We start from the raw sequence: 13,864 nt of genomic DNA on the forward strand, positions 1-13,864 counted from the left end.
CCTTCGGCGCCGGCCCCGCACGGTCGTGAAACGCCCGCGAGGGTGGAACCCGGCTCAGCCGAGCTGGGCCACCTTCACGCGCGGATTGGGCGGGTTTTCTTCGAAGTAGCGCTTGATGCCGCGCAGGATGGCGTCGGCCATCTTGTCCTGGTAGGCGTCGTCGTTGAGGCGGCGCTCTTCTTCGGGATTGCTGATGAAGGCGGTCTCGACCAGGATGGACGGGATGTCCGGCGCCTTCAGCACCGCGAAGCCGGCCTGTTCGACATGGGCCTTGTGCAGGGTGTTGATGTCGCCGAGTTCGGACAGCACCGCCTTGCCGAGCTTGAGGCTGTCGTTGATGGTGGCGGTCTGCGAGAGATCGAGCAGGGTGCGGGCGAGGTGGCCGTCCTGCTTGGCGAGATTGACGCCGCCGATGAGGTCGGCGTCGTTTTCCTTCTGCGCCAGCCAGCGCGCGGCCGAGCTGGAGGCGCCGCTTTCGGACAGCACGAACACCGAACTGCCGCGCGCCTCGGGGCGCACGAAGGCATCGGCGTGGATGGAGACGAAGAGGTCGGCCTGCACCTTGCGCGCGCGGGTGACGCGCTGGGCCAGCGGCACGAAGAAGTCGTCGTCGCGGGTGAGCACCGCGCGCATGTTGGGGTCGGCGTCGATCTTGCGCTTGAGGCGGCGGCCGATCGACAGCGTGACGTTTTTCTCGTAGCTGCCGGCGCGGCCCACGGCGCCCGGGTCTTCGCCGCCGTGGCCGGGGTCGAGCACGACGGTGAACAGGCGGTTGACCTTGGGCGCGTTGCGGCGCGCGGTCTGTTGCGCATCCTGCTGCGGGGTCGCCGGGCGGGTGTCGCGCGTCGGCTGCTGGGCGCCGCTGCCGCTGCCACTGTCGCCCGCGGCGGCATCCATCGGCGACGGCTTCTGGATCAGCGCCAGCAGCGGATCGGCCGGCTGGGTGGGGTAGAGGTCGAGCACCAGGCGGTGGCGGTAGTCTCCCACCGGCTGCAGCGTGAATACCTGCGGGTTGATCTCGGCCTTGAGTTCGATCACCACGCGCACCACGCCCGGGCGGTTCTGCCCGGCGCGGATCAGGCGGATGTAGGGGTCGCTGTCGAGCACCTTGGAGGGCAGCGACTGCAGCACGCTGTTGAGTTCGACGCCTTCGAGATCGACCACCAGGCGTTCCGGGTCCTTCACCAGCATGTGGGTGAAGCGCGGCTCGGCGGTGCCTTCGAGCGTGATGCGGGTGTATTCCTCGGCGGGCCAGACGCGCACCGCGAGCAGGCTCGCGGCGGCATGGCCGGTGCGGGTGACCAGCAGCGTCAGCGCGGCGCCGGAGAACTTGAGCAGCTCGCGGCGGCTGAGCCGGCGGCGCGGTGCGGGGAGGTCGTCGCTGTCGTTCAGGCGGGCGGCGTCGTCCGCCCCTGGCGCAGCAGGCTGGTCAGTTCGATCACGCATGTTCGCCCCGGCTCGCTGTGCGCCGTGATGCTTGCGCGACGGCCTTCGCCTGCGCGGTCGAGGCGCAGTTCGAGGTCGGGCGCAGGGAGGTAGGGCAGGGCCTTGTCCGGCCATTCGACGATGCACACGCCATCTCCGGCGAAGTATTCGTCCAGCCCCGCATCCAGGTATTCTTCGGGCGCATTGAAGCGATAAAAATCAAAGTGATATAAGTCTAATCTAGAAAGAGCGTAAGGTTCAATCAAGGTGTAGGTGGGGCTTTTCACCTTGCCCTCGTGACCGAGCGCACGCAGCAGCCCGCGGGTGAGGGTGGTCTTGCCGCTGCCGAGGTCGCCCTGCAGCCAGACATGCAGGCCCGCGCGCACCACCCCGGCCAGCGCGGCGCCGAGCGCCAGCGTGTCCGCTTCGGCGGGCAAGTCCAGCTGCGCCTCGCTATCATGGGCGGCGTGAACGATGCTGATCATGGAAACCTCTCGGTGACAGGGGCGGACGCGGAACACCTGGCCGGGCTGGTGCAGCGCATCCGCGAATGGGGCAAGGCCCTGGGCTTCAGCGCGGTGACGATCGGCGGGGTGGACCTCGCGGATGCGGAACCGGGCCTGATGGACTGGCTGGCGGCCGGTTTTCACGGCGAGATGGATTATATGGCGCGCCACGGGCTCAAGCGCGCGCGTCCGGCCGAACTGCTGCCGGGCACCCTGCGGGTGATCAGCGCGCGCATGGATTATCTGCCCGATGCGGCCGATGCCCGCGCCGCGCTGAATGATCCGGCCCGCGCCTATGTGTCGCGCTATGCGCTCGGGCGCGACTACCACAAGGTATTGCGCAAGCGCCTGCAGCAGCTGGCCGACCGTATCGCGGCGGAAGTGCCGCACGGCTATCGCGTGTTCGTGGATTCCGCGCCGGTGCTGGAGGTGGAGCTGGCGAGCCGCAGCGGCGCCGGCTGGCGCGGCAAGCACACGCTGCTGCTCGACCGCACCGGCTCGTGGTTTTTCCTGGGCGAATTGTTCACCGACCTGCCGCTGCCGGTGGATGCCCCGGTGCAGCCCCACTGCGGCAGTTGCAGCGCCTGCATCGGCGCCTGTCCCACCGGCGCCATCGTTGCACCCTACCAGGTGGACGCGCGGCGCTGCATTTCCTACCTGACGATCGAGTTGCAAGGCGCGATCCCGGAGGCGCTGCGCCCCCTGCTCGGCAATCGCATCTACGGCTGCGACGACTGCCAGCTTGCCTGTCCGTGGAACCGCTTCGCGCAGCTCAGCGCCGAGCCGGATTTCGCGCCGCGCCACCGGCTGGACGAGGCGACGCTGTGCGAGCTGTTCGCTTGGTCCGCGGAGGATTTCGCTACCCGCACGGCCGGCAGCGCGATCCACCGCATCGGCCACGAACGCTGGCTGCGCAACATCGCGGTGGCGCTGGGCAATGCGCCCGCGACGCCGGAAGTGATCGCCGCGCTGCGCAGCCGCGCCGACGACGAATCCGCGCTGGTGCGCGAGCACGTGGCCTGGGCGCTGGCGCAACACGGGGTTGGCTGAGCCGCGCCGCACCCGTCCGCGCGGCTGGCGTCCGCAAGTGCGATGACCGGCCGGACCGCGCGCGGGGCGTACGGCCTCGCCTCGCGTCAGCTTGCCAGCGCGCGCATCTCCGCGATCAGGTCGGACTTGCCCTCGAAGCCGATGCCCGGCAGTTCGGGCATCTCGATGACGCTATCGACCACCTTCACGCCGTCCGGGAAACCGCCGTAGGGCTGGAACAGGTCGGGGTAGGACTCGTTGCCGCCGAGGCCGAGGCCGGCCGCGATGTTGAGCGACATCTGGTGGCCGCCGTGCGGAATGCAGCGGCTGGGCGACCAGCCATTCTCCTTCAGCATCTCCAGCGTGCGCAGGTATTCGACCAGGCCGTAGGACAGCGCGCAGTCGAACTGCAGCCAGTCGCGGTCCGGGCGCATGCCGCCGTAGCGGATCAGGTTGCGCGCGTCCTGCATCGAGAACAGGTTCTCGCCGGTGGCCATCGGGCCTTCGTAGTAATTGGCAAGTTCGGCCTGCAGCGCGTAGTCCAGCGGGTCGCCGGCTTCCTCGTACCAGAACAGGTCGTACTGGCTGAGCGCCTTGGCGTACTCCACCGCGGTCGGCAGGTCGAAGCGGCCGTTGGCATCCACCGCCAGCTTGCAGCCCGCGGGCAGGATGGAGAGGATGGCCTCGATGCGGCGCAGGTCCTCGGCGAGCGGGGCGCCGCCGATCTTCTTCTTCACCACCTTGTAGCCGCGGTCCAGATAGCCGCGCATCTCGTTCTTCAGCGCTTCCAGGTCCTGCCCCGGGTGGTAGTAGCCGCCGGCGGCATAGACGAAGACCTTGCGATCGGGCGTGCCGGTGCCGTACTGCTCGGCCAGCAACTGGTAGAGCGGCTTGCCGGCGATCTTCGCCACCGCGTCCCACACCGCCATGTCGATGGTGCCCACCGCCACCGAGCGCTCGCCGTGTCCGCCGGGCTTCTCGTTGGCCATCATCGTCGCCCAGATCTTGTGCGGGTCGAGATTGTCGCCGGCGTCGTTGATCAGGGATTCCGGCGCGGCCTCGAGCAGGCGCGGGCGGAAGCGCTCGCGGATCAGGCTGCCCTGGCCGTAGCGGCCGTTGGAGTTGAAGCCGTAGCCGATCACCGGCTTGCCGTCGCGGATCACGTCGGTGACCACCGCCACCAGGCTCAGCGTCATCTTGCTGAAGTCGATGTAGGCGTTGCGGATGTTGGACTTGATCGGTTTGGTGACTTCGCGGATGTCGATGATCTTCATGGGGGTCTCCTGGTGGGGCGGGTGGCGGGTTTGCTCCCTCCTCTTCAAGGGGGCGGAGCAGGGGTTTCGGCGAGCGCAGCTCGACGCCTGCGGAGCGGCGAGGCGAAGCCGAGACTCCTGGTTGGGAGGGGGATGGGTTATGGCGGCGGTGAGCCCAGCCCCATCCCCCTCCCAACCTCCCCCTTGAAGGGGGAGGAGTTCAGTCGCCGTAACGAAACGACCCCCAGCTTATTGAATTCCAGAAGCCGTAGAATCTATAAAAACTCAATTCATTAAGTCGTAAAAGTTAAAAATGGACGCCGTCGCTTCCGAACTCGCCTTCTTCCTGCTGCTGGCCGACAAGGGTTCCTTCACCGCCGCCGCGCGCGAACTCAACCTCACGCCGCCGGCGGTCAGCAAGCGGCTGGCGCAGATCGAGCAGCGCCTGGGCGTTCGCCTGCTCAACCGCAGCACGCGGCGGGTCAGCCTCACCGACGAGGGCGAGCTGTACTTGGAGCACGCGCGCCGCATCCTGGCCGACATCGAGGACATGGAAGCCTCGCTCGGCAGCCGGCGGGCGGCGCCGAAGGGGCTGCTGCGGGTCAATGCCACGCTCGGTTTCGGCCGCACCACCATCGCGCCCATCGTGTCGGCCTTCGCACGCCAGCATCCGGAGGTGGAAGTGCAGCTGCAGCTCACCGACGCGCCGATCGATCTGGTCGCGACCGGCTTCGATCTCGCGATCCGCTTCGGCGAGCTGCCGGACAGCCGGCTGTCGGCGCGCAAGCTGATGAGCAACCGCCGCTTCCTGTGCGCCTCGCCGGCCTATCTCGACGCCCACGGCACGCCGCAGACGCCGGCCGAACTCGCCCGCCACGCCTGCATCCTCCACCGCCAGAACGACGACGCCTACGGCATCTGGCGCCTGGCGTGCGGGCGGCACGTGGAGACGGTGAAGGTGCGCGGTACGCTGTCGTCCAACGATGGCGACGTGGTGCTGGGTTGGGCGCTCGACGGCCACGGCATCCTGATCCGCTCCGAGTGGGATCTGGCCAAGTACCTGGAGAGCGGGCGGCTGCGCGCGGTGCTGCCGGACTACACGTTGCCCACCGCGGACCTCTACGCGGTGTACCCGGCGCGGCGCAACCAGCCCGCGCGGGTGCGCGCCTTCATCGACTTCCTGCTTGCCCGCTTTGCACCGGCGGGCGGTGCGCCGGGTGCGCAATTGTCGAGCGTCTGACACAGGCCGCGGTGCCATCCGGCCCCGTTACAGTCGAACAATCCGCATCGAATCATGGGTTTGGCTCGGGCGCGCTCCGCGGGCGGCACTGGCACTCATCGTGCTTTGAAGGAGTAAATCCCCGACAGAGGAGTCTCTCCATGCAACAGAGCCAAGCCCCGATCACCCGCGATGCCGCGCTGCGCGTTGCGCTCGCCGCGCGGGCCATGCCCGGCATCACCCTGCCGCAACTGATCGACGTGCTGCAGAACCGCATCGGCAGCGACCAGATCGACGTGGACGAGCTGCGCACCGTCACCGTCACCGACCTCAAGACCGCGTTTGCGAGCGCCGACGGCGAGGAGGATGGCGAGGACATCGGCATCGGCCTGGAAGCGATGAAGCTCGCCGTGCGCATCCTGTGGGGCGACACCGAGGGCGAGGTGCTGCCCGAGGTGCTGCCGTACAACGACGGCGACATGCCCGGCTCGGTGCGGGTGGCGCTTGCGTCCGACAGCGGCGAGGCGCTCAACGGCCACTTCGGCTCCTGTGTGCGCTACCTGGTCTATCAGGTGTCGGCCACCGACACCCGGCTGGTCGGCATCCGCGACGCGCTCGAGGCGGACTTCGCCGAGGACAAGAACGGCTTTCGCGTGCAGCTGATCTCCGACTGCCACGTGCTCTACGTGGTCTCGGTCGGCGGCCCGGCGGCGGCCAAGGTGATCAAGGGCGGCATCTACCCGATCAAGCGCATCCAGGGCGGCGAGGCGGCCGAAGTGCTGGCCGAGTTCCAGCAGATGATGACCGATTCGCCTCCGCCCTGGCTGGCCAAGATCCTGGGCGTGGCCGCCGGCCAGCGCCTGAAGAACTACAACGCCGAACTGGTCGAAGACCAGGCTGAATAAGCGGCGAACGCACACGCCCCGGCGTCTGCCGGGGCATCCCGACAGAGAGAGCGGCCGGGGGCGCGCCGTGGCGCGACGCGCGGGCCCAGGGCCGATGACACGAGGAGTTTCCCGTGGCCGACAAGGACTATCACGCCATCATCACCGACCTGATCGCCAATGCGATCAAGACCTCCAAGGTGGCGGGCGAGAACGGGCGCATCACCCGCCTGGTGGCAGGCAGCATCGGGCGCTTTGCGGCCGAGCTGAAGGTGGGCAAGCAGGAAGACGAAGCGGCGGCGCTGATCGAGCACGCGCGCGAACTGCTCGATGCCGGCGATGGCGCCGAGGTGGTGCCGGCGCTGACCGCCGCGGTGGCAGCGATGGCGGTGACGCGCTGAGGCCGCACCCGGCGGCGATGGCCCGGCGCGGCGCGGGGGGCTAGAATCGCGGCCCCACCCGCCCGCGCACCGCAAGGCCCATGGAAGACTCCGCCGAACGCATCGAACGCCTGGAGGCCAAGCTGATGCTGGCCGAAGACCTGCTGGACGAACTCAACCGCACCGTCTATCGCCAGCAGCAGCAGATCGACCTGCTCCAGCAGCATCTGCGCCAGCTTGCGCAGCAGGTGCAATCCGGCATGCCGGCCGCGCGCCTGCGCCCGGAAGACGAAATCCCGCCCCACTACTGAGGGCGGGCGCCGTTCAGCAAGCTCAGGCCGGGGGGCGGCTGGCGAAGAACTGCAGCTTCTGCGCCGGCGGCACCGGCGGCAGCCCCACCGCGTGGGGTTTCAGCTTGCCCACCACATGCATCTCGCAGCGCTTGCAGTCGAAGCGCAGCGTCAGCTTTTCCTTGCCGTTGATCAGGGTCATCGGCTCGGGGCGGATGCCTTTCACTTCCTTCGGGCACAGGTTGAAGCTGTAGCGCAGGCAGTGCTTGGTGATCATCAGCGAGACCTCGTCGTGCTCGAGGTTGGCCTCGTAGGCGGCGTCGATCAGCTTCACGCCATGCTTCGCGTAGAAATCGGCCGCTTTCTGGTTGAGCACGTTGGCGAGGTAGGACAGCGCTTCCTGCGGATACGGCGCCGGCGGTTCCACCGGCGCGGCGCGCGGCGGCCGCGGATGAGAGGCGATGCGGGCGGCTTCCAGCTTCTCGCACGCGTCGCGGCGCAGGCCATTGATCACCGAGGCCGGGATGAAGGGGGCGCCGGCCACGTCCAGCCGGACATCGCCGGCGCTGAACGTGGTGTTGCCCAGCTTGCCGAGGTGTTCGCGCAGCCCCGCGAGCGCGCGCTCCACGTTCTGCGCCGCTTCGCGCTTGCACGCCACGCGCGCTTCCACCGCCACGCCGTCCTCGTCGGCCAGGGCCAGCCCGTAGCCGTCTCCGGTATCGAACAGGCGCAGGTCCACCTTCACCCGCCGCTCGGCGGACTTCTTTTCCAGCAGGCGCTCGAACGCGTGGTCGTGGTTGCGGAACACCGCGGTGCCGGGCACCAATCCGGGCGGCAGCGGGTCCGCGGGGAACAGGCGGTCGATGCCATCGGCAATTTCTTCCGCGGTATTGATGCGCAGGCCGACCAGATCGCCCTTGGGGTCGTAGTACGCCAGCCCGTCCGCGTTGTGGATCGGCTCGGTGCGTTCGACCTCGAAGAACCTGCCCTTGCGGCTGTCGATCTTCTTGACCCGGCCGATCGCCTCGCCGACGAACTTGGGCGATTCGAAGGCCTCGATGCCGTGCTGGCGCTCGTTGGCGAAGTAGTCGGTATAGCCGCGGTTGAAGGTCTTTTCGGGGCGCGGTGTGAACAGGAACTCGCAGCGGCCGGACGAGGCCCGGCGGTATTCGCCGTTGGAGCCGTCGATGATCTCGTCGAGCAGCACGCGGTAGTGCGCGGTGATGTTCTTGACGTAGGCGAGGTCCTTGTAGCGGCCCTCGATCTTGAACGAGCTGACGCCGGCCTCGGCCAGCGCGCGCAGGTTGGCGCTCTGGTTGTTGTCCTTCATCGACAGCATGTGCTGGTCGCTGGCGACGAGGTTGCCGTCCTTGTCGGCGAGGTCGTAGGGCAGGCGGCAGGCCTGCGAGCACTCGCCGCGGTTGGCGCTGCGCCCGGTGTGGGCGTGGCTGATGTAGCACTGGCCGCTATAGGCCACGCACAGCGCGCCGTGCACGAAGTATTCGAGCTGGCAGTCGGTCGCGGCGGCGATCTTCTGCACCTGCTGCAGCGTCAGCTCGCGCGCCAGCACGATCTGCGAGAAGCCGACGTCCTGCAGGAAGCGCGCCTTGGCGGCGTCGCGGATGTCGGTCTGCGTGCTGGCGTGCAGCTGGATCGGCGGCAGGTCGAGTTCGAGCAGCCCCATGTCCTGCACGATCAGCGCGTCGGCGCCGGCTTCGTACACCTGCCACACCAGCTGGCGCGCGGCTTCCAGCTCGTAGTCGCGCAGGATGGTGTTGAGCGCGACGAAGATCTTCGCGCGGTAGCGGTGGGCGTGCGCGCATAGGCGCGCGATGTCGGCGACGGTGTTTTCCGCCGCGGAGCGGGCGCCGAAGGACGGGCCGCCGATGTAGACCGCATCGGCGCCGTGGTTGATGGCCTCGATGCCGATGTCCGCGGTCTTGGCCGGGGCGAGGAGTTCGAGGACCTTGCGGTGGTGAATCATGGGATGCGCTCGTGCAGTGGGGCGTGCCGCGGGGTGCGATACCGGCTGGGCCGGGGCGCCGGGGCGGTGCGTCAAGTAATTGATCGGCAAAGGGTCGTCGCCCTCTTGGGGGCGAATGATACCGCTTCGGCCGCGTCGGCCGGCACGGCTTTTTTCAGCGGCGACGGCGCAGCGGCAGCGCCGCCAGCGTCCCCACGGCGTCGGCCAGCCAGTCCCACGGATCGCCGACGCGAAAGGCGGTGAAGGACTGCGCGACCTCCATCGCCGCCCCGTAGGCCAGCAGCCCCACCACCACCGCGGCGGTGCACTGCGGCCAGGCGGCGAAGCCGAGCGCGGCGAGCGCCGCGAACAGCAGCGCGTGTTCGGCTTTGTCCTGCCACGAGAACAGCTGGACGATGTCCGGCGCGGGCTGCACCGCCAGCCAGAACACCACGATCAGCGCCAGCGCGAAGGCGGCGCGCAACGCGAGACGCAGGCTGGAAGAGGAGGAAAAGGTCGTCATCGGCGGGGTGGGGTCGAAAAAAAAAGGGGGCGAAGCCCGTACAACGGCTGGCAGGGCCGTGCCGCGGGCGGTGGACGCGACGGCGGAGCGGCGGTTCCGCCGGCGCTGGTTTGCATGCGGCATGAACCGGCGGCCGTCGTGCTGGTCCTCAACTCATCATCCGGGCCGGAATTTTTCAGGAGAACGCCGATGACCGCCACCTTTTCGCGCCTTGCCCTCGCGGCCTTTGCCGCCGCGCTCGTGTTCGCCCCGCACCCCGCGCAACCGCCGGCCGGCGCGCAGCCGGCGCCGGTGGTGCCCGCCAACCCGATGCTGCGCGTCACCGAGGTGGCGCGCGGGCTGGAAAACCCGTGGTCGCTCGCCTTCCTGCCGGACGGCCGCATGCTGGTGACCGAGCGCCCCGGGCGGATGCGGCTGGTCGCGGCCAACGGCGAACTGTCGCCGCCGCTGGCCGGCGTGCCCGCGGTGCAGGCGCGCGGCCAGGGCGGCTTGCTGGATGTCGTGCTCGCGCCGGATTTCGCCAGCAGCCGGCAGATCTTCTTTTCCTTCACCCAGCCCACCGCGGGCGGCGCGCGCACCGCGGTGGCGAGCGCGCTGCTCGACTTTCCCGGCAACCGCCTGACCGACGTGCGTGTGATCTTCGCCCAGCGCGACGACCCGCCGGGCGGCAACCACTGGGGCTCGCGGCTGGTGTTCGCGCGCGACGGCACGCTGTTCGTCACGCTGGGCGACCGCTTCGATCACCGCGACCGCGCGCAGGACCTCGGCTCGCATCTGGGCAAGATCGTCCGCATCCGCAGCGATGGCAGCGTGCCGCCGGACAATCCCTTCGTCGGCCGGCCGGGCGTGCTGCCGGAGATCTGGTCCTATGGCCACCGCAACGTGCAGGGCGCGGCGCTGCACCCGATCACCGGCGAACTGTGGATCACCGAGCATGGACCGCAGGGCGGCGACGAGCTGAACCGCGTGCTGCCGGGGCGCAACTACGGTTGGCCGGTGATCACGCATGGGCGCGAGTACGTCAGCGGGTTCCGCATCGGCGACGGCACCGCGCGCGCCGATGTGGAGCCTTCGGTGCTGCAATGGACGCCGTCGATCGCGCCGTCGGGGCTCGCCTTCTACACCGGCGACGCCTATCCGGAGTGGAAGGGCAACCTGTTCGCCGGGGCGCTCAAGTTCCGCCTGCTGGCGCGGCTGGAACTGGACGGCAACACGGTGCGGCGCGAGGAGCGGCTGCTCAACGACCCCGGCATCCGCATCCGCGATGTGCGGCAGGGGCCGGACGGGCGCCTGTGGCTGCTGGACGACGGCGATGGCCGCGTGCTGCGGCTGGACATCGTGCGCCCCGCCACCCGCTAGGCGCCGTCGCCGGTCGCGCCGAAGAAGCGGTAGCTGTCGCGGCCGTGGGTCTTGGCGCGGTACATCGCGCAGTCGGCGTGGTTGAGCAGCGCGTGCGCATCCGGGGCGTCGTCCGGGTACATGCTGATGCCGATGCTGGCGCGCACCGGCAGCGTCAGCGCATCGATCTCGACCGGCATGCGCAGCATCAGCAGCAGCTTCTCGGCGATCAGCACCACCGATTCGTGCGAGGACACCTGGTCGAACAGGATCACGAACTCGTCGCCGCCGAGGCGGGCCACGGTGTCGATCTCACGCACCGCCTGCTGCAGCCTGCGCGCAACCGCCTGCAGCAGCTTGTCGCCGGTGGCGTGGCCGTGGCGGTCGTTCACCTGCTTGAAACCGTCCAGGTCGATGTAGATCAGCGCCAGCGACTGGCCGTTGCGCCGGCAGCGCGCCAGCGCCTGCTCCAGCCGCTCCTCGAAGTGGCGCCGGTTGGCGAGCCCGGTCAGCGCGTCATGGCTGGCCTGGCGCGCGAGTTCGGCGCGGCTGTCGTGCAGGTCGTCCAGGTAGGCGCGGATCTGCGCCTGCATGTCGCGGAAGCTGCGCGCGAGCACGCCGATCTCGTCGGTGCGCGCGAGCGGCAGCGCCCGCACCGCGGCTTCGTCCGGAAACTGCCGTATCGCCGCCAGCATGCGCTGCAGCGGCCGCGTCACCGCGCGCGAGGTCACCGCCGCCAGCAGCACCGCCAGCAGGCTGAACAGCAGCACGCTCTCGACCACGGTGGTGCGCAGGCTGCGGCTCTCGCGCAGCACATCCTCCAGCGGCTGGGTGAGCCCGAAGACGACGAACTGGCGGCCGTCGTGGCCATAGGGGTGGCGCACGAAGCTCGCCACCACCGGCTGCCCGCTTGCCGAGCGGGCCGGCGCCGCCACCACCTGCGTGGCGCTGCCATGCACGATCGAATCCGTGGCGGCGAAGCTGTCCTGCACCAGGATGCGGCGGCCCTGCTCGAAGCCGAAGGTCTTGCCGGTGTCGGGATGAACGAGGAAGTCGCCGCCCTGGTTGGCGAGATAGACCTCGTAGCTGTCCGGCAGGTCGCGCCTCAGCAGCGCGAACAGGTTGTCCAGGCTGAGGTTGATGACCACCAGGCCGAGCGTGCGCATGTCACGGCCGCGCACCGGCGTGGCCACCACGAGGCTGGGCTGGCCGAGGCCGGCGTGCGCGCCGCGTTCGTGGTTGATGGCGATGTCGGACAGATAGACCTGGCCCTTGCCCAGCGCCAGCGTCTTGAACACATAGGGGTAGTGCCCCTTTTCCTGCAGTTCGGCGGGCGCTACCCGGGTGACGCGCTCGTCGGCGCGGTCGACGCGCACCAGTTCCAGCCCGTTGAGCCCGGCGCTGATCAGACGGATCTGGAAATACTCCGGATTGACGTCCAGCAGGGCCTCGAACTGCTCCGCGAGCAGGCCGGCGTCGGCCTCCCCGGCGGCGTCGCCCGCGGTGGCGAGGCGCTCGGCCAGCGGCTGCTGGGCAAGCTGCAAGGCGTCGTCCGCGGCCTCGGCCACCGCCGCCGAGAAGCGCCGCGCCAGCACCTGGGTGGCGGTGAGCTGGGCGTGTTCGGCCGCTTCCACCAGCATGCGGCGGCTGGCCGCGTAGGTGGAATAGCCGGTGAGGCCCCCAGCCAGCAGCGCGAAGCCGGCCAGCAGCACGCTGAACTTGAGGCCGAGGCTTCCCCGCAGCGCGGTGCTCATGGGGCCCGCCCGCTCACCCGGCGATCACCGGACAGGATCTGGTCCCACAGCGCGGCGCGGCGGTGCACGTCTTCCACCGGCTGCAGCCAGATGATGCGGTCGGCCGCCGCGGGCGCATTGGCCTCGTCGGTGGTGTTGGCCAGGCCCTGGCGCTCGCGCAGGGCACGGCTCGCAGCGTGGTCGAGCATGTGGTTGATCCACGCTTCCGCCAGCCGGCGGTTGCGCGCGCCGGCGGAGATCACCCAGCAGTCCAGCCACGCGAAGGCGCCCTCACGCGGCATTACGTAGCCGATGTTGATGCCGGCCTCGCGCAGCTGCTGCACCTGCTGCGAGCCGTAGTTGGCGAACATCACCGCGACCCGCTGTTCGCGGAACAGCGCCACCGATTCTTCAGGCAGCGTGTAGAAGGTCAGCACGTTGCGGCGCAGCGCCAGCAGTTTGTCGATCACCGCCGGCATGTCGGTCTCGCCGATGGCGAACGGCGCGGGCAGGCCGAGCGCCTGGGCCGCCAGCGAGAAGTTGTGGCTGCTGCCGTTGAAGGCGAGCACCTGGCCGCGAAAGCCGGTGTCCCACAGCACCTTGATCGAATCCGGCGGCGAGGCGAAGCGCTGGCGGTTGTAGATCAGCCCCATCGCGGACCAGGTGTAGGGGATGCCGTAGACCTTGCCGTCGCGCACCAGGCCGGCGATGGCGCCGACGTCGCGAAAGCGCGGCAGCTGGCGCGCGGTGTTGGGAATGCGCGCGGGATCGACCGGTGCTGCGAGGCCGCCGTCGATGTAGCGCTGCAGTTCGGCGGTGTTGACCGCGAACACGTCGAAGTCGGCCCCGCCGCGCGTGGCGAGCTTGTCCCACAGGACGTCGTCGGTGCCGACGTAGCTGACCTCCACGCGCACCCGGTGCTTCAGCTCGAAGGTCTGAACCAGGTCGCGGTCGGCATACCCCGGCCAGGTCACTACGCGCAGGATTTCCGCGTTGGCCGCCGTTGCGGCCAGCAGCCCGATCACGAGCGCGAGGACAGCGCCGAGCCGCGTCCGTGACGCGCGTGACAGCAAGGCGGCGTTGCCTGGCAGAGGCATGGGTGAAAGGTCGGATGGAATGTGCTTATTGGATAGCAAATCGACGCCGTGACCAAGTTCGCGGCGCGGCCTGCGTGACATCTTTCACCCCAGTCTGGGCGGAGGATGCAGCGTCGCCGTCCACCGCGGGTGAAGGCCACGCGCGGCTGCTGAAAACCCGCCAAGGAATACGTATTTTGTAGTACGTTCCCGCGGGGGTTGCGCGCGGCGCGCGGCCGGCAGGA

13 protein-coding genes are annotated in these 13,864 nt (G+C 69.3%); 6 read left to right on the forward strand and 7 right to left on the reverse strand.

Annotated elements, in window-relative coordinates:
* Positions 1-54 precede the first annotated feature (54 nt).
* Together dqs_RS06675 and tsaE are read right to left on the reverse strand one after the other, a co-directional pair.
* Positions 55-1,446 (reverse strand): N-acetylmuramoyl-L-alanine amidase, encoded by a 1,392-nt coding sequence (locus dqs_RS06675; protein WP_065339998.1) that lies wholly within the window; start codon positions 1,444-1,446, stop codon positions 55-57.
* The gene (gene tsaE / locus dqs_RS06680) at positions 1,389-1,910 is read right to left on the reverse strand and encodes a tRNA (adenosine(37)-N6)-threonylcarbamoyltransferase complex ATPase subunit type 1 TsaE (protein WP_011764977.1); all 522 of its coding nucleotides are present in this window, start codon (positions 1,908-1,910) and stop codon (positions 1,389-1,391) included. The genes dqs_RS06675 and tsaE overlap by 58 nt, the downstream gene beginning before the upstream one ends.
* 12 nt (positions 1,911-1,922) lie before the next feature.
* On the opposite strand from tsaE, the gene queG reads away from it, so the two are divergent.
* Positions 1,923-2,981, forward strand: coding sequence for a tRNA epoxyqueuosine(34) reductase QueG (gene queG / locus dqs_RS06685; protein ID WP_065339999.1), 1,059 nt, complete (start codon positions 1,923-1,925; stop codon positions 2,979-2,981).
* Positions 2,982-3,067: 86 nt separating this feature from the next.
* Here the strand turns inward: queG and dqs_RS06690 are convergent, their stop codons facing one another.
* The gene (locus dqs_RS06690; protein WP_065340000.1) at positions 3,068-4,234 is read right to left on the reverse strand and encodes a mandelate racemase/muconate lactonizing enzyme family protein; all 1,167 of its coding nucleotides are present in this window, start codon (positions 4,232-4,234) and stop codon (positions 3,068-3,070) included.
* Positions 4,235-4,526: 292 nt separating this feature from the next.
* Between dqs_RS06690 and dqs_RS06695 the strand changes: the two genes are divergently transcribed.
* From dqs_RS06695 to dqs_RS06710, 4 genes are all read left to right on the forward strand, one after another.
* Positions 4,527-5,453: a LysR substrate-binding domain-containing protein gene (locus dqs_RS06695; RefSeq protein WP_065340001.1), complete on the forward strand. Its 927-nt coding sequence runs from the start codon at positions 4,527-4,529 to the stop codon at positions 5,451-5,453.
* A 140-nt stretch (positions 5,454-5,593) separates the two neighbouring features.
* Positions 5,594-6,337, forward strand: coding sequence for a dinitrogenase iron-molybdenum cofactor biosynthesis protein (locus dqs_RS06700; protein WP_011764981.1), 744 nt, complete (start codon positions 5,594-5,596; stop codon positions 6,335-6,337).
* A gap of 113 nt (positions 6,338-6,450) precedes the next feature.
* Positions 6,451-6,717 carry a hypothetical protein gene (locus tag dqs_RS06705; protein ID WP_011764982.1) on the forward strand — a complete coding sequence of 89 codons (267 nt, stop codon included), beginning with the start codon at positions 6,451-6,453 and terminating at the stop codon, positions 6,715-6,717.
* A gap of 80 nt (positions 6,718-6,797) precedes the next feature.
* Complete coding sequence (locus dqs_RS06710) at positions 6,798-7,007, forward strand: SlyX family protein (protein WP_011764983.1); 210 nt, start codon at positions 6,798-6,800, stop codon at positions 7,005-7,007.
* A gap of 22 nt (positions 7,008-7,029) precedes the next feature.
* On the opposite strand, the gene dqs_RS06715 is transcribed toward dqs_RS06710, so the two are convergent.
* On the reverse strand, positions 7,030-8,970 hold the full coding sequence (locus tag dqs_RS06715) for a peptidase U32 family protein (protein ID WP_065340002.1): 1,941 nt from the start codon (positions 8,968-8,970) through the stop codon (positions 7,030-7,032).
* A gap of 154 nt (positions 8,971-9,124) precedes the next feature.
* The gene (locus tag dqs_RS06720) at positions 9,125-9,472 is read right to left on the reverse strand and encodes a VanZ family protein (protein WP_065340003.1); all 348 of its coding nucleotides are present in this window, start codon (positions 9,470-9,472) and stop codon (positions 9,125-9,127) included.
* A gap of 189 nt (positions 9,473-9,661) precedes the next feature.
* Here dqs_RS06720 and dqs_RS06725 point away from each other — a divergent pair, with 189 nt between their 5' ends.
* On the forward strand, positions 9,662-10,831 hold the full coding sequence (locus dqs_RS06725) for a PQQ-dependent sugar dehydrogenase (RefSeq protein ID WP_065340004.1): 1,170 nt from the start codon (positions 9,662-9,664) through the stop codon (positions 10,829-10,831).
* Here dqs_RS06725 and dqs_RS06730 read toward each other — a convergent pair.
* Complete coding sequence (locus dqs_RS06730) at positions 10,828-12,564, reverse strand: diguanylate cyclase domain-containing protein (protein ID WP_084018277.1); 1,737 nt, start codon at positions 12,562-12,564, stop codon at positions 10,828-10,830. The genes dqs_RS06725 and dqs_RS06730 overlap by 4 nt on opposite strands.
* The gene (locus tag dqs_RS06735) at positions 12,561-13,640 is read right to left on the reverse strand and encodes an extracellular solute-binding protein (RefSeq protein WP_169823505.1); all 1,080 of its coding nucleotides are present in this window, start codon (positions 13,638-13,640) and stop codon (positions 12,561-12,563) included. The genes dqs_RS06730 and dqs_RS06735 overlap by 4 nt, the downstream gene beginning before the upstream one ends.
* Positions 13,641-13,864: the final 224 nt, after the last annotated feature.

This window comes from Azoarcus olearius (assembly GCF_001682385.1).
Taxonomy (GTDB): Bacteria; Pseudomonadota; Gammaproteobacteria; order Burkholderiales; family Rhodocyclaceae; genus Azoarcus; species Azoarcus olearius.

Bases quoted from the DNA above. Each gene is read 5' to 3' on its own strand.
- dqs_RS06720 (WP_065340003.1), bottom strand. From the start codon at position 9,472: ATGACGACCTTTTCCTCCTCTTCCAGCCTGCGTCTCGCGTTGCGCGCC.
- dqs_RS06690 (WP_065340000.1), bottom strand. From the start codon at position 4,234: ATGAAGATCATCGACATCCGCGAAGTCACCAAACCGATCAAGTCCAAC.
- dqs_RS06725 (WP_065340004.1), top strand. From the start codon at position 9,662: ATGACCGCCACCTTTTCGCGCCTTGCCCTCGCGGCCTTTGCCGCCGCG.
- dqs_RS06700 (WP_011764981.1), top strand. From the start codon at position 5,594: ATGCAACAGAGCCAAGCCCCGATCACCCGCGATGCCGCGCTGCGCGTT.
- dqs_RS06710 (WP_011764983.1), top strand. From the start codon at position 6,798: ATGGAAGACTCCGCCGAACGCATCGAACGCCTGGAGGCCAAGCTGATG.
- dqs_RS06695 (WP_065340001.1), top strand. From the start codon at position 4,527: ATGGACGCCGTCGCTTCCGAACTCGCCTTCTTCCTGCTGCTGGCCGAC.
- dqs_RS06715 (WP_065340002.1), bottom strand. From the start codon at position 8,970: ATGATTCACCACCGCAAGGTCCTCGAACTCCTCGCCCCGGCCAAGACC.
- dqs_RS06730 (WP_084018277.1), bottom strand. From the start codon at position 12,564: ATGAGCACCGCGCTGCGGGGAAGCCTCGGCCTCAAGTTCAGCGTGCTG.
- dqs_RS06735 (WP_169823505.1), bottom strand. From the start codon at position 13,640: ATGCCTCTGCCAGGCAACGCCGCCTTGCTGTCACGCGCGTCACGGACG.
- tsaE (WP_011764977.1), bottom strand. From the start codon at position 1,910: ATGATCAGCATCGTTCACGCCGCCCATGATAGCGAGGCGCAGCTGGAC.
- dqs_RS06675 (WP_065339998.1), bottom strand. From the start codon at position 1,446: ATGCGTGATCGAACTGACCAGCCTGCTGCGCCAGGGGCGGACGACGCC.